Annotated in this window: 20 protein-coding genes, 2 pseudogenes and 1 other annotated feature; of the genes and pseudogenes, 10 read left to right on the top strand and 12 right to left on the bottom strand. The window is 63.5% G+C overall.

Going from position 1 to position 18,134, the window contains the following annotated elements:
- Positions 1–4 precede the first annotated feature (4 nt).
- Entirely contained in the window at positions 5–1,744 is a 1,740-nt protein-coding gene (locus tag DIE29_RS07340; RefSeq protein WP_114649577.1) for an NAD-binding protein, read from the top strand.
- 27 nt (positions 1,745–1,771) lie between these two features.
- On the opposite strand, the gene DIE29_RS07335 is transcribed toward DIE29_RS07340, so the two are convergent.
- Positions 1,772–1,996 carry an RNA-binding S4 domain-containing protein gene (locus DIE29_RS07335; protein WP_102041702.1) on the bottom strand — a complete coding sequence of 75 codons (225 nt, stop codon included), beginning with the start codon at positions 1,994–1,996 and terminating at the stop codon, positions 1,772–1,774.
- A 77-nt stretch (positions 1,997–2,073) separates the two neighbouring features.
- Here DIE29_RS07335 and DIE29_RS07330 point away from each other — a divergent pair, with 77 nt between their 5' ends.
- Positions 2,074–2,982, top strand: coding sequence for an ATP adenylyltransferase family protein (locus DIE29_RS07330; RefSeq protein ID WP_102041701.1), 909 nt, complete (start codon positions 2,074–2,076; stop codon positions 2,980–2,982).
- Here DIE29_RS07330 and DIE29_RS07325 read toward each other — a convergent pair whose 3' ends face one another.
- The 6 genes from DIE29_RS07325 to DIE29_RS07300 form a co-directional block, all read right to left on the bottom strand.
- The gene (locus tag DIE29_RS07325) at positions 2,983–3,342 is read right to left on the bottom strand and encodes a YkgJ family cysteine cluster protein (protein WP_102041700.1); all 360 of its coding nucleotides are present in this window, start codon (positions 3,340–3,342) and stop codon (positions 2,983–2,985) included.
- Between the two features lie 253 nt (positions 3,343–3,595).
- The gene (locus DIE29_RS07320; RefSeq protein WP_237269536.1) at positions 3,596–3,874 is read right to left on the bottom strand and encodes a YkgJ family cysteine cluster protein; all 279 of its coding nucleotides are present in this window, start codon (positions 3,872–3,874) and stop codon (positions 3,596–3,598) included.
- A gap of 59 nt (positions 3,875–3,933) precedes the next feature.
- The gene (locus DIE29_RS07315; protein ID WP_102041698.1) at positions 3,934–4,644 is read right to left on the bottom strand and encodes a UPF0149 family protein; all 711 of its coding nucleotides are present in this window, start codon (positions 4,642–4,644) and stop codon (positions 3,934–3,936) included.
- Complete coding sequence (trmB, locus tag DIE29_RS07310) at positions 4,641–5,372, bottom strand: tRNA (guanine(46)-N(7))-methyltransferase TrmB (RefSeq protein WP_114649576.1); 732 nt, start codon at positions 5,370–5,372, stop codon at positions 4,641–4,643. The genes DIE29_RS07315 and trmB overlap by 4 nt, the downstream gene beginning before the upstream one ends.
- A gap of 50 nt (positions 5,373–5,422) precedes the next feature.
- Positions 5,423–6,415: a tRNA dihydrouridine synthase gene (locus tag DIE29_RS07305; protein WP_205409798.1), complete on the bottom strand. Its 993-nt coding sequence runs from the start codon at positions 6,413–6,415 to the stop codon at positions 5,423–5,425.
- Positions 6,416–6,578: 163 nt separating this feature from the next.
- Positions 6,579–7,154: a type II toxin-antitoxin system HipA family toxin gene (locus DIE29_RS07300; RefSeq protein WP_237269550.1), complete on the bottom strand. Its 576-nt coding sequence runs from the start codon at positions 7,152–7,154 to the stop codon at positions 6,579–6,581.
- Positions 7,155–7,184: 30 nt separating this feature from the next.
- Between DIE29_RS07300 and DIE29_RS07295 the strand changes: the two are divergent.
- From DIE29_RS07295 to DIE29_RS07270, 6 genes and pseudogenes are all read left to right on the top strand, one after another.
- Positions 7,185–7,884: pseudogene (locus DIE29_RS07295) on the top strand (IS3 family transposase); the annotation flags it as partial.
- Positions 7,299–7,416, top strand: a sequence feature (AL1L pseudoknot). (Overlaps the previous pseudogene by 118 nt.)
- Before the next feature lie 85 nt (positions 7,885–7,969).
- The gene (gene tnpA, locus DIE29_RS07290; protein ID WP_043743039.1) at positions 7,970–8,365 is read left to right on the top strand and encodes an IS66 family insertion sequence element accessory protein TnpA; all 396 of its coding nucleotides are present in this window, start codon (positions 7,970–7,972) and stop codon (positions 8,363–8,365) included.
- A complete protein-coding gene (tnpB, locus tag DIE29_RS07285) occupies positions 8,362–8,709 on the top strand; it encodes an IS66 family insertion sequence element accessory protein TnpB (RefSeq protein ID WP_043743036.1) in 348 nt (115 codons plus the stop codon). The genes tnpA and tnpB overlap by 4 nt, the downstream gene beginning before the upstream one ends.
- A 72-nt stretch (positions 8,710–8,781) precedes the next feature.
- Positions 8,782–10,335, top strand: a complete 1,554-nt coding sequence (gene tnpC, locus DIE29_RS07280; protein WP_114649574.1) for an IS66 family transposase — start codon at positions 8,782–8,784, stop codon at positions 10,333–10,335.
- The gene (locus tag DIE29_RS07275) at positions 10,335–10,844 is read left to right on the top strand and encodes a hypothetical protein (protein WP_043743033.1); all 510 of its coding nucleotides are present in this window, start codon (positions 10,335–10,337) and stop codon (positions 10,842–10,844) included. Before tnpC ends, DIE29_RS07275 begins: the two co-directional genes overlap by 1 nt.
- 43 nt (positions 10,845–10,887) lie before the next feature.
- Positions 10,888–11,205, top strand: a pseudogene (locus DIE29_RS07270) (IS3 family transposase); the annotation flags it as partial.
- Between the two features lie 274 nt (positions 11,206–11,479).
- Here the strand turns inward: DIE29_RS07270 and guaA are convergent.
- Positions 11,480–13,045 (bottom strand): glutamine-hydrolyzing GMP synthase, encoded by a 1,566-nt coding sequence (gene guaA, locus DIE29_RS07265; protein WP_114649573.1) that lies wholly within the window; start codon positions 13,043–13,045, stop codon positions 11,480–11,482.
- Positions 13,046–13,107: 62 nt separating this feature from the next.
- Positions 13,108–14,568 carry an IMP dehydrogenase gene (gene guaB, locus DIE29_RS07260; protein WP_102043182.1) on the bottom strand — a complete coding sequence of 487 codons (1,461 nt, stop codon included), beginning with the start codon at positions 14,566–14,568 and terminating at the stop codon, positions 13,108–13,110.
- A 100-nt stretch (positions 14,569–14,668) separates the two neighbouring features.
- Between guaB and DIE29_RS07255 the strand changes: the two genes are divergently transcribed.
- Positions 14,669–15,175 (top strand): DUF4124 domain-containing protein, encoded by a 507-nt coding sequence (locus tag DIE29_RS07255; RefSeq protein WP_102043181.1) that lies wholly within the window; start codon positions 14,669–14,671, stop codon positions 15,173–15,175.
- A 30-nt stretch (positions 15,176–15,205) separates the two neighbouring features.
- Here the strand turns inward: DIE29_RS07255 and DIE29_RS07250 are convergent, their stop codons facing one another.
- Together DIE29_RS07250 and DIE29_RS07245 are read right to left on the bottom strand one after the other, a co-directional pair.
- Positions 15,206–15,526, bottom strand: a complete 321-nt coding sequence (locus DIE29_RS07250) for an RnfH family protein (protein ID WP_102043180.1) — start codon at positions 15,524–15,526, stop codon at positions 15,206–15,208.
- Between the two features lie 4 nt (positions 15,527–15,530).
- Positions 15,531–15,968 (bottom strand): type II toxin-antitoxin system RatA family toxin, encoded by a 438-nt coding sequence (locus DIE29_RS07245; protein WP_102041689.1) that lies wholly within the window; start codon positions 15,966–15,968, stop codon positions 15,531–15,533.
- A gap of 98 nt (positions 15,969–16,066) precedes the next feature.
- On the opposite strand from DIE29_RS07245, the gene smpB reads away from it, so the two are divergent.
- Complete coding sequence (smpB, locus tag DIE29_RS07240) at positions 16,067–16,513, top strand: SsrA-binding protein SmpB (RefSeq protein ID WP_102041688.1); 447 nt, start codon at positions 16,067–16,069, stop codon at positions 16,511–16,513.
- A 23-nt stretch (positions 16,514–16,536) separates the two neighbouring features.
- Here the strand turns inward: smpB and DIE29_RS07235 are convergent, their stop codons facing one another.
- Positions 16,537–18,096: a protein adenylyltransferase SelO gene (locus tag DIE29_RS07235; protein WP_102041687.1), complete on the bottom strand. Its 1,560-nt coding sequence runs from the start codon at positions 18,094–18,096 to the stop codon at positions 16,537–16,539.
- Between the last annotated feature and the right edge of the window lie 38 nt (positions 18,097–18,134).

The following is an 18,134-nucleotide window of genomic DNA, read 5'->3' as shown; positions in this document are numbered from 1 at the left end:
GGCCATGACGCCCACACCTCGACATCAAAGCATTTTTTTCCTCATCATGCGGCGGCTGCGCGCGCCGCTGATTCTGCTGATCTCGATCATCGCCTTCTCGGTGCTTGGGCTGACGCTGTCGCCGGGCGTAGATGCCGAAGGCCGGGTGCATTATCTGAGTTTTTTTCACGCCTTTTATTTCATCAGCTACACCGCCACCACCATTGGTTTCGGCGAAATTCCGTATCAATTTTCCGACCAGCAACGACTGTGGGTCACGCTTTGTATCTATTTGTCGGTGGTCGGTTGGGCCTACACCGTGGGCACGGTTTTTTCGTTGCTCGCCGATCGCAGCCTGCGCCAAGCGGTACAGACCCAGCGCTTCATGCGCGCTGTGCGGCGGCTGCGCGAGCCCTTCTACCTGGTTTGCGGCTATGGCGAGACCGGGCGGTTGATCTGCAGCGCGCTCGACCGCCTGGGGCATCGCGCGGTGGTGCTGGAACTCGATGAGGACAAAATCGGTGAAGTCGATTTGCACGGCTACACCGCCGATGTGCCGGCACTGGCCGCCAATGCCGCCAACCCCGAAACGCTGCGCCTGGCCGGTCTGACCCACCCATATTGCGCCGGTGTGATTGCACTGACCAACGACGACAGCGCCAATCTGGCCATCGCTATCGCCGCCCGCCTGCTGGCCCCCCGTCTGCCGGCTCTGTGTCGCGCAGAATCGGCCGAAACCGCGGCCAACATGGCCTCATTCGGCACCCGCCATATCATCAACCCGTTCGTAAAATTCGGCGATTATCTTGGACTGGCGCTGCAATCGCCCGCTGCCTGGCAGTTGCTCATTTGGCTTACCGGCTTGCCCGGTACCACGGTGGCACACCACCGCGAGCCGCCGCGCGGCAAGTGGATATTGTGCGGTCACGGCCGTTTTGGCCGGATCGTGGTGCAAGCGCTCGATCGCAAGGGGGTGCCGCTGACCATCATCGACCGTCACCCACCAGAAGACATTGACCACCGCTGGGTACAGGGCGACGGCACCGGCACGCAGGCGCTCGAAGCCGCCGGAATAAAGGACGCGGTCGGCATCGTCGCCGGTACCCGCTCGGATGTGGATAACCTTTCCATTGCGGTGACCGCGCGCGAACTGAACCGCGGGCTCTTCATCGTGCTGCGGCAGAACCACTACAGCAATCACGCGCTGTTCGACGCTTTCGATGCCGACTTCAACTTGGTGCCGAGCGAGATCATCGCCCATGAGTGTCTGGCCATCCTCACCACCCCGCTGCTGGTGCCTTTCCTGGAGGAGATGAAGCAGCGCGACGAGCAATGGTGCGACTGGCTGCTCAAGCGCCTGACCGGCCGCTTCGGCTGGGACGTACCCACCGTTTGGAGCGAGCGCCTCAACCTGTCACGTGCGCCCGCACTGCATCGTCGGCTGATGGCCGGCGAGGACATCAGCCTGGACGCCCTGCTGCGTGCCCCGCACAACCGCAACGAATACATCGCCTGCGAAGTGGTGTATATGCAGCGCGACGACGATGACCATCTAGTCATGCCGCGCGGCGACACCATAGTGCGTCCCGGAGACGAATTGCTGCTGGTCGGCCGCCCGCGCGCGCGCGGTGACCTGGCGCTTTGCCTGGCCAACGAACATGCGCTCACCTATGTGCTCACCGGCGAGGACCTGCCGGGCGGATGGATTTGGGAAAAGCTGGCCGGTCGGCGCAAGGCGCGCATCCAGCGGCACCTGCCCGGCTGAACGCCCGCGCCGTGTAGCGGCGGGTGTTCAGCCCTTGCCTTCAGCCACCAGCACCACGGTCTCGCCGGCAAACCTTATTTGCTGACCGGGGCGCAGCTTGGCGCGTTTGCGGCGCTCCACTTGGCCATCCACCCAGACCTGACCGGCTTGGACCGCAGCATGGGCCGCGCCGCCCGAATCGGTCAGCCCCAAGGTCTTGAGCAATTGGTCGAGCTGAATGTAATCGCCCCGTATGGCAAACTGCCGTGTCATGCCGTGCTCCGGCGCTGCCTTATGGCAGCGCGAATGAAAGCCAACCCGGATTGTCGCCCAGAACCCCGTCCGCCGCCATGCCCAATTCTGCCGCCTCCGCAGCCGATCCAACCTCTCCTTCATCCGGCCTGCTGGCCGACATCGACCGCACCCGCGCCAGCGCACTTGCGCAAGACGTTCTACAACCGATTCACACCGAACGAACCCTGCTCGGCGGCGAAATTCTTCCCTTTACGGTGCGCTGGATTTCCAGCATCGAACGCAAGCACGCGGCGCGCGAGAAGGCCGCGGGGCAGCGCGATAGCCGCGTAAACCCCTTTCTGCCGCCCGAACCCGCCCTCACCGTGGGCCCGCTTGGCCAGACGCATCTGGCCGTGCTGAACAAATTTCCGGTCATCGACCGCCACCTGCTGGTGATCACCCGCTCCTACCAGGCGCAAACCGCCCCACTCACCCAGGCGGACTTTGCCGCCCTGGCGCGCGTGATCGGCCCGCTGGGAGGGCTGGGTTTTTACAACGGCGGCACGACCGCAGGCGCGAGCCAGCATCACAAACACCTGCAGTGGATTCCCACCGTGGCGGGCGAGACCTCATTGCGCGCCTATGCCGACCGGCTCAGACTCCAGGCGCAACAAAGCGGTGCGCGCGCACTGAGGGAACTACCCTTTCGCCACGCCTTCGTCTCGCTGGCCACGGTCGACTGGACGCTTCCGGACGCGGCCGGCGCGCACCTGCAGCAGCTTTTTGCAGCCGCGTGCGCAGCGCTGGAGCTGCCGCCGGACGCCAATCCAATGCCGCCCTACAACCTGCTGCTCGATCGCGATTGGCTGATGGTGGTCCCCCGGCGCCATGAGCACTGGCAGGACATCTCGGTCAACGCGCTGGGCTTTGCCGGTTCGCTGTTCGTGCGCCGTCCGACACAGATCGAGCAGATTCGCGCCGTGGGCCCGCTGGCCTTGTTGGCTGCCGTGGGCGAAGCGGCCTGATCAGGCCGCTTGCGGCATCGGCATGTGGGGTAGCGGCGGCAGGCCGATGGCAGCCCGCAGCTCATCGCACTTGGGATTGGGCGTGCCGTCATCGAAATACACCGGAAATTCACGGCAGGGTGTGGGCCGGTTTTCATAGATGGTGCACAGCACCGACTGGCCCACCGTGCCCGATAACGCAATGCAACGACGCGGCAGGTCGTTACTGCCTTTCATGCAGCGCAAATGCGGGGTGAGCTTTTCGGTCATTTCGGCCGGTACGAACCCTCCGGGGGCATCGTCGGCCTCGGCCCAATAGAACGAAATACGGAAATGCGTGCAGCAGATGCCACACTCGATACAGGGATTGTAGCTGTCCATGCCCAACACACATTTAGAAGCGCAAGGGCGTGCCGCGGCACGCCCACCGGATCGGCGGCGCTTACCGCCTGCTGGACATCCGTTCCGCATCTTTTCGGGCGGTATGGCAGTTCTTCGGCGGCCTTTCGATCTCGGCGCGCGGATTCTAACGATCCGGGAACCGAAATCAAGCGTCAAATGGCTGGCTAAGCCGTTGTTTTAACTTACCTTTTGTGCAAATTTTATTTGCCTGAAACAGCCATTGCGGAACTTTTCAGAGCGGCGCCAAGCCATGCCGCCTCCGTGCGCGCTCGCACGCGGCTTCACCGATGCCCAGCGGGGCATACGGGGCAAAGTCACGGCACGGCGGCGGGCGCCGGTCGTAAATGCTGCATTCGACCGCCACGCCGATTACTCCTTTCAAGGCCACGCAGCGTGGCGGCGCATCGTCGGTGCCGCGCATGCGCACCAGTTGGGCGCCCACCGGCACGGTGAGCGCATCGGGCACGCCGTCGGCACTCTGGCTTGCCAGGCAAGCGGGATGAAAGTCCACCCGGAAAGCCGCACAGCACGCACCGCAGCGGGTGCAAGGGTCGCTGCCTGCCGCCGCGCTCAATTCTTGTCGTGCCCGCAGCATTTTTTGTACTTTTTACCGCTGCCGCATGGGCAAGGCTCATTGCGTCCCACGCCGGATGAAGCAACGACGGTGGATTGCTCGATTTGCAGCAATGCCGGTCCGCTCAAACCCGCAGCCTGCCAGCGCGCGCGGATGCGCGCCAGCGCCTGCCCCGCCTCTTCCAGCCACAGCAAACGGGTTTGCTCATCGGCGGTTGCGGCCGCAGGGCTGCCCCAGGTCGCGGCCAACCGGGCGATTTCTTCACGCACCGCGGTGGCATCGTCCGCCGGCACCCGTGTTTCCCACTGTTCCGGCCACAGTTCCAAGCCTTGGGTCAAACCGGCCATCCACTCTTCGCCGATGGCCAGTGTGTCGCCCTCGCTGGCCGCGTAGCAGAAAGGTTCCCAACTGTCGTCAAGGCCGATCGTGGCCACCAGTTCGTTGTGGTAGCGCAGCACCAAACGGATGGCTTGTTGCGTCTGCCGGCCGGAACCAAAAGACAGCGCATCCGCATGGGCGCTCCAGACCGCCGGCAGCCAAACCTCCTGCGGAATCGGCTCAGGACTGGCGATCACCGCGGCAAGAAAACCGTCGAGCATCTCCAGGTCCATACAATCTTCCGGCACCGCATCGGAGACCAGCAGCGCTTCGAGCGCCTCGAATTCGTCATCGCTAAGAATGTGGGCTTCGATCTCGTTTGGGTTCATTGCTGCGCTCCGGCGGTGGTGGTCTGCATGGTGGGCCCATTGCCGCCCTGCCCTGTCTCGCCGCCAAGGTCGCAGCGCAGGCGGAACAGGGTTTGGCCCGAATCGCGGTACTTGCGCTCGAAAGGCGTCAGCGGCACCTCGGCCTGGAACGGTTCCCAGGCGATCTGCCGCCCACAGGCCATGCCGAGCGCAAGGGCGAATTCTTCAATATAGACCCGCCAATTGCTGCGGCACTCGAGCACCCCACCCAGTTTCGGTATCCACGGGAATACCGGGTGCGCATGCCAGCGCCGTGTCAAATGGCCGATTTTGGGCCAGGGATTGGGATAAAGAATGTAATGCCGCGCCAACTTCAAGCCCCGTTCGGCCAGCAGGCGCCAATAATCGACTAGATCCGCGCGCACAAATACCAGGTTGGTTGGCAGCAGCGCATCGGGATAAGGCTTGCGACGGTTGAGCCGGTCGGCCGACTGGTCGACGCCGATCACCCAGTGGTCCGGGTATGCGCGGGCGATCTGGATGGTGCTGTGACCAACACCGCAGCCGGCATCCAGAATCAGCGGCGCATGGCCGTCCCAACCCTCCAGGCTGAGCGCCAAAGCAGCGCGGTTGTAGTCGGCAAAGGGCTTGCGGAAGGGCTGGCGCAAATGGCGCGCTACCCGTTCGGCGAGTTTTTCATGCACGCCCTGCTGGGCGCTGGAGGGAATGCGGGAATTGGCGTAGCTCACGGGTCAGGCGTCGCGGATAATCGAGAATAGATCAGACAACGGCAACCGATTCAGGCCGCCAGCGCTTTCGGTGTGGGAAAGATGCGGTGACGCACAAGCACCAAGTCGACCTCTTGCGGCAGACGCAGCAGGCGGATTTCGTCGAATAAGCGCTGAGCCGGCAGGTAGTTGCGCCGCAGCAGCCCCAACCACTGCTTGAGCCGGCCAGGGGCATGACGGGCAGCGACCCGCATACGCACCAGTTGCCAGAAGTGCGCCAGCAGTGGCCGCAGTTCGTCCCACTCTTGTTCGCGCCACGTCGGATCGGTTGCCACCTCGTCGGGGATTGCCTGACGGATGCGCCGCGCCAGGAAAGGATCGGCCACCGCGCCACGGCCGAGCATCACATCGTCGGTGCCGCTCACCGCGCAACAGCGCCGCCAATCGGCTTCGCACCAGATTTCGCCGTTAGCGGCCACCGGCACTGGCACCACGTCGGCAATCCGCCCCACCCACTCCCAGTGCGCGGGCGGCCGGTAGCCCTCTGCCTTGGTGCGGGCGTGCACCACCAGTTCATCCACGCCACCCTCGACCAGGGCCTGGGCGCATTCGAGCGCACGCCTAGTATCGCGCACACCCAGACGCATCTTGGCGCTAAACGGCATGCCGCGCGGCACCACCGCACGCACCGCAGCAGCGATGCGGTAGAGAAGTTCCGGCTCATCGAGCAACACTGCGCCGCCGCGGTGGCGATTGACCGTAGGCGCCGGACAGCCGAAATTGAGGTCGACGCCCGCCGGGCCGAGTGCAACCAACACCGCAGCACTGTCGGCCATGCGCGCGGGCTCGGAACCGAGTAGCTGCACCCTTACCGGGGTGCCGGCAGCGGTCCGCCCGGCACTGACGAGTTCCGGACTGATGCGGTGAAAATACCGCCGGGGCAGGACCGTACCCGAGACACGGGCAAATTCGGTTACCGCATGGTCGTAGCCGCCCACGCGGGTCAAAATGTCCCGCAAGGGAAAATCAAGCAGACCCTCCATGGGCGCAAGCAGCAGACGCACGATAACGTTCCGGGCATGGGCAAAGTGCGCGATTGTAGTCCAAGGCTCAGCGGCTGGGCTGCGCGGGGCGGCACCGCAATTAGCGGATACAACCCCGGATCATCGAGACGCGGGGAGAACTTCATGATCAGGACGGTGCGCGGCACGGAACTGGCCGCCCGCCTCAACGGGCCTTCCCGACGACCTCCAACCCGATATCGCTCGGCCTACGGAAAGCCGAGGCCACCTTCTCGCACTGCTCTTCGGGCACGCCGAGTTCCTCGAAGACCACCCGCCATTCCCGCACCACCGAGGCGACGCGCTCGATGATGCGCGCCGCCTCCCGTTTCAGGAGGCCGAATGCGCCATGGGCCTCGAGCAGGTTGTCCAGGGTCGCGAGCCGTCCCCGGGGGCCGACGGAGAGATGCAGATACCGCTCCGCCGCCACCTGGGGGCGCGGCACCACGTCGTAGAGCGGCGAGAGTCGCCAGCCTTTGCCGACATCGTCCCAGACGAAGGCGTGGTTGCGCAGGTGGTCGTCGTCGTTGGAGACGAGGATGTTGAAGGCGATGCGGCCGTAGAGCTTGCTGCGGTCGGCCCGTACCCGGCCGTCGACGCCGAAGCGGCCGAGCCGTTCGGCGATCTCCTCGTAGCGCGCCCCGAGGGATTCGGACTCGTCTTTACCGAGCAGGGTGAGCGCACTCGCCGCATGCCGACGGACGAAGCCCTCTCCCTCCGCCTTCGGGTCGAAGCGCTCGATGTGAATCGCCCCGGGAATTGAGGAGGCGACATGACGACGGCCGAACGCGAGCGCATCGAGGCGCTCGAGCGCGAAGTGAAGGAATTGCGCCAGGCCAACGAGATTTTGCGGCTGGCCAGCGCGTTTTTATCGAAACTGCGCTGGCGCTTGTTTTCGCGCAGGCGGAGCTCGACCGCCTCAAAAAGAAGTGAGGTCTTTCATCGACCAGCACCGTGAGCGGTTTGGGGTCGAGCCAATCTGCAGATTGTTGCAGGTCGCCCCGTCTGCCTACTGGCGCCATGCTGCCCGACAGCGCGATCGGTCATTGCGCAGTGCTCGGGCACGGCGTGATGAATGTCTGATTCCCCATATCCAGCGCCCCTGGCAGGCCACCTTTCAGGCGTATGGCGCGGACAAGGTCTGGCGACAACTACAGCGCGAAGGCATCGAGGTTGCCCGCCGCATCGCTGAACGGTTGATGCGACGTCTTGGCCTGCGCGGCGCAAGACGCGTCAAGGTCGTGCGAACGACCTTCGGCGATACCGCGGCGCCGTGTCCGCTGAACCGAGTCAAGCGCCAGTTCAAGGCCGATCGGCCGAATCAGCTCTGGGTTTCGGACTTCACCTACGTCTCCACTTGGGCAGGCTTTGTCTATGTCGCTTTCGTCATCGATGTCTTTGCCCGCCGGATCGTCGGCTGGCGGGTGAGCCGTTCAATGCGGACAGACTTCGTGCTGGATGCGCTCGAACAGTAACCGTCCGAGCAACCCCGTAGTTCCCGGTCAGCGCTGAATCGCCGATCGTTGCGGCTCCCGAATTCACTTCAGGAGAGCGACGATGATGGAGCAGGACAGACTGATGGCGCTGGAAGAACCACCGGCTCAGGACCGTGGCGAAGCGGGCGTTCAGCGGCGCGTGCATCGCGACGATGCATTCTGGCGCTCGCATGAGCAGCAGCGGCGCCGGCAAGGCTTGAGCATTCCGCAGTATTGCCAGGCCACCGGCCTGGCGCTGTCGACGTTCCGGCACCGCATCAACCGCCTGGCCGCTGTCGAGGCAGGGTCGGCAGTGGGCGAAGCCGGCGGCCGGTTCATCGCGCTCGTGCAGCCAGCCTCCTCGGGGCAGGTCGATGCGATGCAGATCGAAGTCGTGCTGCCCGAATCGATGACGCTGCGCCTGCACGGGGCGGCTGCGCGGCAGGTGCTCGATCGCGTGCTGGCGCGGCTGCCGTGATCCTGTCCTCGGCGATCCGCGCCCACGTCTATAGCGAAGCGGTGGACATGAGGAAGTCGATCGATGGGCTCGCGCAGATCGTGTCGCGCTGCATGGGCATGAACCCGCTCTCGGGTCAGGTGTTCGTGTTCATCGGTCGGCGCCGCGACAAGGCCAAGCTGCTGGTGTGGGACCGCCATGGGTTCTGGGTGCTGTACAAGCGCCTGGAGCGCGGGCGTTTCACCGACCCCGCGCGGCTGTCGGCTGAGGGCCTGGCGATGAGCGAGTTGCTGGCCTGGCTCGATGGTATCGATCTGTCGCGGACACGCCGCCTGGCGCCGGTGGCGGCCAGCGTCGTGGGGTAAGTCGCGGCCGCGTGGGCAATCGGTGATTCACCGCATTCACCCGAGGTGCCGGTGCTGGCATGCTCATGGCCCATGAACCTGCCTGCCCCGATCGATCGCGCCAGCCTGCCCACGGAGGTTGCTCCGCTGCAGGATCTGGTGCTCGAGCTGGGGCAGCAGATGCAGGCGATGCGTGCGCAGTTCGACGCCCAGCTCGATACCCTGCGTCACCAGTTGGTCGAGCTGCGGCGGCGCCTGTTCGGGCCGCGCAGCGAGGTGATCCACCTCGGGCAGGCAGAACTGTGGTCCGACCCAGTACAGTTCCCTGTGCCGGCCGAGGAGCGGCGCGAGGTCGGCGCTCACACCCGGCGCAAGGGCGGGCGGCCGGCGATCAGCCCGGATCTGCCGCGCCGGCGCGTCGAGCACGACCTCTCCGATGCCGAGAAGGCCGGCTACGCCTCGCTCGAGCGCATCGGCGAGGAGGTCTCGGAGTTGCTCGAGTACATCCCCGCCCGGCTCGAAGTGATCCAGAACGTGCGCCTGAAGTACCGCTGCGAGAGCGCCGACGGCCGCAGTACCGTGCGCACTGCTACGGCCCAGGGCTCGCCGCTGCTCAGGAGCAACGCCGGCGCCGGGCTGCTCGCCCACGTGATGGTGTCGAAATACCTCGATCACTGCCCGCTGGCGCGACAGTCGCGGATCTTTGCGCGCCAAGGCGTTGCCCTGTCACGTCAGACGCTGTGCGACTGGGTGCTCGATGCGACCGAGTTGCTCGCCGTGTTGATGCCGGCCCTGCAGCGCCACGTACTCTCGAGCCCGGTGATCTTCACCGACGACACCACGCTGGCCCTTCAGGCCCCCGGCAAGACGATCACCGCCCGGATGTGGGTCTATCTGGCCGGCGGGCAACAGAAGGACGATGAGGGTCAGTGGCACAAGGTGGCTCCGGCCGCCCTCTACGACTTCACGGCCGATCGATCCGGGACGCATCCGCGCCGGATCCTGGGCGCGTGGCGCGGCTACCTGCAGGCCGACGACTACAGCGGCTACCACGCCAGCTTCCGCGAGGGCGTCACCCATGTGGCGTGCTGGGCGCATGTGCGGCGCAAGTTCTTCGATGTGATCAAGGCCGCCCCCAAGGGGGCGCCGCCCGGGCTGGCCGATAACGCGTTGCGCTTCATCGGGCTGATCTACCGCATCGAGCGTCGCCTGGCCGAGGCCGACCCGGACGTACGCCTGCGCGTGCGCCAAGGGCGCACCCGGCGGGTGCTGACCGCGTTCCACCGTTGGCTCGCCCATCACCAGCCGACGCTGCTGCCGCGCTCGCCGCTGGGACGTGCGTTTGCCTACGCGCTGTCGAACTGGACAGCGCTCACCGTGTTTGCCGACAGTGGCCTGCTCGCGCCGGACAACAATACCGCCGAGCGGGCGATGCGGCCGGTGGCGATCTCGAGGAAGAACTGGCTGTTTGCCGGAAGTCCACGTGGCGGACGGGCCGCCGCCGTGGCACTCTCGCTGATCGAGACGGCGCGGTTGAACGGCATTGAGCCCTACGCCTACCTGAAGGATGTGCTCACGCGCCTGCCCGGCCACCGCATGGACCGGCTCGACGAACTGCTGCCGATGAACTGGAAGCCCGCGCCCTGATGGATCCCGCCACCCTCGAAGCCCTCAACCGCGCAAGCTCGCTCGAACTGTTCCACCTGTCGCGCGTGATCGAGCGTCTGATGTCGGATCCGTCGCGGATCGTGCAGATCCGGCTGCATCTGAACCTGGGGAAACGGGTGCGTTTCGTGGACGGGAAAGCCCCGGGTGCCGCACTGCAACTGCGAAGCGGCACCGTGGTGGCGATGAAGGACACTCAAGTCACGGTGCAGGACGACGCCACCCGTGCGACCTGGACGCTGCCCTATGCAGCGATCGAACTCCCTGCCGACAGCCGCGCCGCGCCTCAGGTGCCAACCGCCAAGCCCGCCCAACGTCCCACCCGCGAGGACTTCCGCGTCGGCGATCGCGTCAGCTTCGAGGATCGCCATCTGCAGACGCGCATCGGCACCATCGTGCGCATCAATCAGAAGACGGCCAGCGTCGACTGCGAGAACGAGCCCGGCTGGCGCGTGTCGTTCGGACTGCTCAGGCACGTCGTCGACCTCTGAAGCCCTCGGCACCGCCGGGGAACGGGGTCGCTCGGACGGTTACCTCGAACAAGCCCTTTACGACCGCCAGCCGGTGCGCAATGGCAGCCTGATTCATCATTCGGATCGTGGATCACAATACGTTTCCATCCGCTACACCGAGCGCCTGGCCGAAACCATCAACGGCCTCTACAAGGCCGAATTGATCCATCGCCGGGCACCCTGGAAAACGGTGGAATCACTGGAACTGACCACCCTCGAATGGGTGACCTGGTTCAACCACCAACGACTCTTCGAACCCCTCGGATACATCCCACCCGCCCAGGCTGAGGATCGGTATTATCAGCAACTCACCGTGCAGGCAGAATGTGCCAGCACTTAGCTCCTCGGAGTCTTCCGCGAAATCCGGGGCGATTCAGTCGCGCTTGAGGGCGGCCACGTCGAGCCGCCCTTCGAAAACGCTTCGGGGATGAGCGCGGCAAGTTGTTTACGCCGCTCGTTGGCCGGATTGGGGGAAGCACCCCGATCGGTATCGTTGTGCAGCTCGCTCATGTTGCGCTGGAGTCATTGACGGAACAATGGCTGCGTCGAGTACAAAAACTGCTATTTTTCAACGCCTCGCCCGTCCTCGATACCCGTTACGACTCATTCACGACTCACTCCCACTCGATCGTTGCCGGCGGTTTGCCCGAGATGTCGTAGACCACACGGTTGATGCCGCGCACTTCGTTGATGATGCGGTTGGAGACTTTGCCCAACAGGCTGTGGGGCAGTTCGGCCCAGTGCGCGGTCATGAAATCCTGCGTTTGCACGGCGCGCAGCGCCACCACGTATTCATAGGTACGCCCGTCGCCCATCACGCCGACGCTTTTGACCGGCAGGAAAACCGCAAAGGCTTGGCTGACTTTGTCGTACCAGTCGGCGGCGCGTAGTTCGTCGATGAAAATGGCGTCCGCACGGCGCAACAGGTCGGCGTATTCTTTCTTCACTTCCCCCAGGATGCGCACGCCCAGGCCGGGGCCTGGGAAAGGATGGCGATAGACCATGTCATGCGGCAAGCCAAGTGCAATACCGAGTTCGCGCACTTCGTCCTTGAACAGGTCGCGCAGCGGCTCCAGAAGCTTGAGGTTAAGCGTCTCAGGCAGGCCGCCGACGTTGTGATGGCTTTTGATGGCGTGCGCTTTGCCGGTTTTGGCTCCAGCCGATTCGATCACGTCCGGGTAGATGGTCCCTTGCGCCAGCCATTTCGCCCGGGTCAGTTTGGCCGCTTCGGCCTGGAAGACCTCGACGAATTCGCGGCCGATGATTTTGCGTTTTTGCTCCGGGTCGGACACGCCTTGGAGCTGGCGCATGAACTGCTCGGCGGCATCGACATGGATGACCTTCACGCCCAACGAACGGGCGAAGGTTTGCATCACTTGGGCGGCTTCGTTCAGGCGCAAGAGGCCGTTATCGACAAACACGCAGGTCAATTGGTCGCCGATGGCGCGATGAATCAAGGCAGCGGCCACCGAAGAATCCACGCCGCCGGACAAACCCAGGATGACCTCTTCGTCGCCCACCTGTGCGCGGATTTTCTCCACGGCCTCGCTCACATAATCGGGCATGTTCCAGTCGTGGCCACAGCCGCAGATCTCATGCACGAAGCGGGCGATGATTTCTTTGCCCTTGAGGGTGTGGGTGACCTCCGGATGAAACTGCACGCCATAGAATGCGCGCGCCTCATCGGCCATGGCCGCAATCGGACACGATTCACTGCTGCCGATGACGGAAAAGCCCGGCGGCAGTTCGGTGACCTTGTCGCCATGGCTCATCCATACGTCCAGCAGGCCGTGGCCCTGGTCGTTAGTGCGATCCTGGATGCCGTCGAAGAGCTTTGAGTGGCCGCGCGCGCGCATTTCGGCATAGCCGAATTCGCGCTTACTGGCACTTTCCACTTTGCCGCCGAGTTGCTCGGCCATGGTTTGCATGCCATAGCAAATGCCCAGCACCGGCACGCCCAGTTCGAACACCGCAGACGGCGCTTTCCAGTCCACGGCCTGATACACCGAATTCGGTCCGCCAGACAGGATGATGCCTGCGGGGGCAAATTCCCGCACGAAGGCATCGGACACATCGAACGGATGCAGCTCGCAATACACCTGCTGTTCGCGCACTCGGCGGGCGATGAGTTGCGAGAGTTGGGAGCCGAAATCGAGGATGAGAATCTTCTGGTGAGACATAAAATGGCCTTGCGGAAAAGAATAAAGGCGGCATTGGCCGCCTTGCTACGGAACGGGGCCGGTCAGTCGACGTGGTAGTTGGGCGCTTCCTTGGTAATCTGTACGTCATGAACATGGGATTCGCGCACACCGGCCGAGGTGATTTCCACAAACTGCGCACGCTCATGCATGGCGGCGATGCTCTCGCAGCCAAGGTAGCCCATGGCGGCGCGCAGACCGCCGACCAGTTGGTGAATCACCGCAGTAACCGGGCCTTTGTAGGGCACCCGGCCTTCGATGCCTTCGGGCACCAGTTTTTCCACATTGGCGCTACTGTCTTGGAAATAGCGGTCCGCAGCACCCCGCTGCATGGCACCTAGCGACCCCATGCCACGATAGGACTTGTAGGAACGCCCCTGAAAGAGCACCGTTTCGCCCGGTGCCTCTTCGGTACCGGCAAACAGCCCACCCAACATGACCGAACTGGCGCCGGCGGCCACTGCCTTGGCGATATCGCCAGAAAAACGGATGCCGCCGTCGGCAATCAGGGGAACGCCGGAGGCCACCAGCGCGCTGGCCACATTGTCGATGGCGGTAATCTGCGGCACCCCCACACCGGCGATGATGCGCGTGGTGCAAATCGAACCCGGCCCGATGCCTACTTTGACCGCGTCCGCACCCGCATCGACCAAGGCGCGCGCGGCGTCGCCCGTGGCAATGTTGCCACCGATCACGTCGATATGCGGGAAATGCTTCTTGACCCAAGCGACCCGATCGAGCACGCCTTGCGAGTGGCCGTGAGCGGTATCGACCACGATCACATCCACACCGGCTTCGGCCAGTAACTCGGCGCGTTCTTCGGTGCCCGCGCCTACGCCGATGGCCGCGCCGACGCGCAGACGGCCTTGTTCATCCTTGGCCGCTTGCGGATGCTCGGTGGCCTTCATCATGTCCTTGACGGTGATCAGGCCGCACAGTTCGCCGGCGTCGTTGACCACCAGCACACGCTCCAGGCGATGCTTGTGCAGCAACGCCCGAGCCTCGTCCAGGCTGCTTCCTTCGCGCACGGTTACCAGGCGCTCCTGCGGGGTCATGATGGCCGATACCGGCTGGTCGAGATTGGTCTCGAAGCGCAAATCGCGGTTGGTGACGATCCCCACGACCTTGCGTCCTTCAACCACCGGCAGACCGGAAAACTTGTTTTGCCGGGTCAGCGCCATGACTTCGCGCACGCTCATGGTCGGCGGGATGGTCATCGGGTCTTTCAGCACCCCCGACTCAAAACGCTTGACTTTGAGCACCTCGGCAGCCTGCTCCTTGGCGGAGAGGTTCTTGTGCACGATGCCGATGCCACCCTCTTGAGCCAGCGCAATGGCCAGACGGGCTTCGGTCACGGTGTCCATGGCCGCAGAAACCAACGGCAGGTTGATGGCGATCCGGCGGCTCAGGCGGGTCTGAAGACTGACATCCTTGGGCAGGACGCTGGAATGGGCGGGGATGAGAAGGACGTCGTCGAAGGTCAGCGCCTTCTGAATCACTCGCATGGCTTCTTTCCTTTCGGCCAAATCCGTATTATACAGACCGCCTCGCATCGTGTGCGCGGCACACTGGCGCAGGATCCCGGAAGCCTTTATCGTCATGGTCATGCACAAAACCCCATTCGCCCGCCTGTCCCGCAACCTGTTGTGGTGCGGCGCGCTGTTGGCCGCCTGCCCCGCGTGGGCGCAGATTTATACCTGGACCGACAAAGACGGCCGCACGCATTACTCGGACACACCGCCTAAATCCGGAGAGGTCAAGGTGGTCAGTCCGGCGCGCCGCACGCCACCGCCGGCCGAACCTACACAGGCCGAAGCCGGAAAGGATGCCGCCCAGCCGGCAACGGCGCCGTCTTTAGCCGATCGTGAGGCGGAATTCCGTAAACGTCGGGCGGAAGAAGCGGAAGCCAAGGTCAAGGCCGACGCCGAGGCCAAGCGCGCTCAAGAGCGTGAGCGCGCCTGCAGCCAGGCGCGTGCCCAGTTGGCAGCCCTGCAAAGCGGACAACGGGTGGCCCGCTTCAAAGAAGACGGCAGCCGGGAAATCCTCGACGATGCCCAGCGCGCACAAGAAACCGAAAAAGTGCAGGCTTATATCGAACAAGAATGCCGGTGACGGCTGCCTGTCACCGGCCTGAAACACGCATCAGCCCTGATCGGACGCACCGCCTTTTTTCATGGCCTTGCCTTCATCGGCGCGTTTTTTACGCACTGCCTTGGGATCGGCAATCAGCGGACGGTAGATTTCCACCCGGTCGCGGTCGCGCAATACGGTATCGGGCTTGGTCAGTTTGGCGTAGATACCGAGTTTATTTTGCCCTTCGAGGTCGATCTCAGGGTATTTCTGCAATAAACCCGATGCTTGCACTGCGTCGAAGACGGTCGCGCCAAGGGGCAAAGTCAGGCGCACGATCTCCTGACGGTGCGGCAGCGCGTAGCTTACTTCCACGTTGATACGGTCGGCCACTTGTTCAGTCCTTTGCATACACCTGCATCGCGCGCTTGACGAAAGAATCGACAAAAGTGTTGGCGATGTGGTTGAACACCGGCCCCAGCGCCTTTTCCAGCAATTTGCTGGAAAATTCGTAATGCAGGCCAAATTCGATTTTACAGGCGGCATCGCCCAACGCAGTAAAGCGCCAGTGCCCGTTCAGGTGGCGAAAAGGCCCTTCCTTCAGGCGGATCAGCATTTCGTGCGGGGGGCGTTTTTCGTTCTCGGTGCTAAAGTGCGCCTTGATGCCGTGATAGTTGATATGGATGGTTGCTACCGTTTGCGTGTCGGTGCGGGTGTGCACTTCCGCGCCGCCGCACCAGGGCAAAAACTGCGGATAGTCCTCGCAACGGTCGACCAGTTCGAACATCTGCGCCGGAGTGAATTCAATGAGAACGAGCTTGTTGACTTCGGCCATGATGCGGGCGTGGGCGAGCTGCTAGAATGCGCGATTCTACCGCAAAGCCGCCGTACTTGATTTCGCACCGCAACGGTGCCGCCTGCGCCAAATAAATCATGAGCATCATCGACAACCGCAAGGCCTTTCACGACTATTTCATCGAGGAAAAGCATGAGGCCGGTATCGTCCTCGAAGGCTGGGAGGTCAAGGCCATCCGCGCCGGCCGCGCCAACATCAAGGAATCTTACGTCGTCATTCGCAATGGCGAAATCTTCCTTTTCGGCATGCACATCACACCGCTAGCCAGCGCATCGACCCATGTCCACGCCGACCCCACCCGCACCCGTAAGCTGCTGCTTCACGCCCACGAAATCGACAAACTCATCGGCAAGGTCGAACGCGCGGGCTATGCCCTGGTGCCGCTGGATCTGCATTACAGCAAGGGCCGGATCAAGGCGACCATCGGCCTGGCCAAGGGTAAAAAACAATATGACAAACGTGAAAGCGAGAAAAAGCGCGACTGGGAGCGTGAAAAGCAGCGCATGATGCGCATCAAGGTCTAGGGTGCAGCCACGAGCGGATCGATTCAGGAACTACATGAGAGCATCGAACATCCGGGACGGTTGCGCGCCCAGTCAGGGCGTCGGGATGCGAAGTGCTCGCGCCCGGGTTGTTCCCGATAGGGCCGGCGCATGACTTCCAGGGTGTCCGCCACCCGACTGTAATCCCCTTTTTCCGCGGCATCGATGGCTTCTTGTGCCAGCCAGTTGCGCAAAACATAACGCGGGTTGGCGGCATTCATTTGTGCGCGCCGTATTTGCGCCGGACGCCCTTCGGCGCGCAAGCGTGCGGCGTAATCGTTGAGCCAGGCAAGCACTTCGGGCCCATGCAGCGCACGCTTGTCCGGCGAGTAGAACGCTTCTTCCAAGGGCGCCAGTGAGGGCGCATCCGGATCGAGCTGGGCAAGCTGGCGAAAGAAAATGGTCATATCAAGCTCGGCCTTGGTCATCAGTTTGAACAGCGCCTCCACCCGGGTGGCGTCGTCATCGTCAAAGTGTGCCATCCCAAGTTTGTCGGCCAGCATGCGCCGATTCTCGGCCTCGAACACCGCCAGATAGCGGTCCAGTCCCGCTTGCAGCGGCTCGCTGACGCCAAACACGGGATACAGCGCATTGGCCAGTTGCAGCAGATTCCATTGCGCAATGCGCGGCTGGTAACCGAAGCGATAACGTCGTGTGGCCTCGTCGGTGGTGTTGGGTGTCCAGTCGCGGTCGAAGTTTTCGATCCATCCATAAGGGCCGTAATCGATGGTGAGCCCGAGGATCGACATGTTGTCGGTATTCATCACGCCATGGACAAAACCCACCCGCATCCAGTGCGCTATCAGCCGCGCAGTGCGCTCACACACCTCGATGAACCAGGCTGCGCGGCGTTGCGGTACGCTGCCCTCGATCCACGGAAAGTCGCGCGCTATGGTGAAATCGACCAGTTTTTCAAGCACATCGAGTTCGCCGCGGGCGGCGAAAATTTCAAAATTACCAAAACGGATGAAAGACGGCGCGACACGGCACACCACCGCGCCGGGTTCCGGAGCGGGATAGCCGTCGTAGAACATATCGCGCACCACGGTCTCACCGGTGGCAATCAAGGACAGCGCCCGGGTGGTGGGTACGCCCAGGTGGTGCATGGCCTCGCTGCAGAGAAACTCGCGCAGAGACGAGCGCAGCACTGCACGTCCATCGGCGCGGCGGGCGTAAGGCGTGGGGCCGGCGCCTTTGAGCTGCAGTTCCAGGCGCTCCCCGCGGGAATTGATCACTTCCCCCAGGCATATTGCCCGCCCGTCGCCAAGCTGCCCTGCCCAGGCGCCAAACTGATGGCCGCCGTAGCAGGCGGCATACGGCGCCATACCCGGCAAGAGCGCGTTGCCGACAAATACTTGCGTAAAGCGCGGCGAGCGAATGTCCTGCTCGTCTAGATCGAGCATCGCGGCCACTTCGCGCGACCAGGCAACCAGTTCCGGCGCCCTCACCGGCGTCGGCTGCACCCGCGAGTAGCAGGCGCCCAAAACCTGGCGTACATGCGGTGCGTCGCTGGGGTCGCCGGGTAGCTCGCGGACGAAGCGGTTGTCAAAGACCAGATGATCCATTGGGGGAGAAATGTTGTTGTTGTGCAGTGTTGTTTGAG

Source organism: Pseudothauera hydrothermalis, assembly GCF_003345255.1.
Lineage (GTDB): Bacteria > Pseudomonadota > Gammaproteobacteria > Burkholderiales > Rhodocyclaceae > Pseudothauera > Pseudothauera hydrothermalis.
This window is presented reverse-complemented; position numbering and strand designations above follow the sequence as displayed.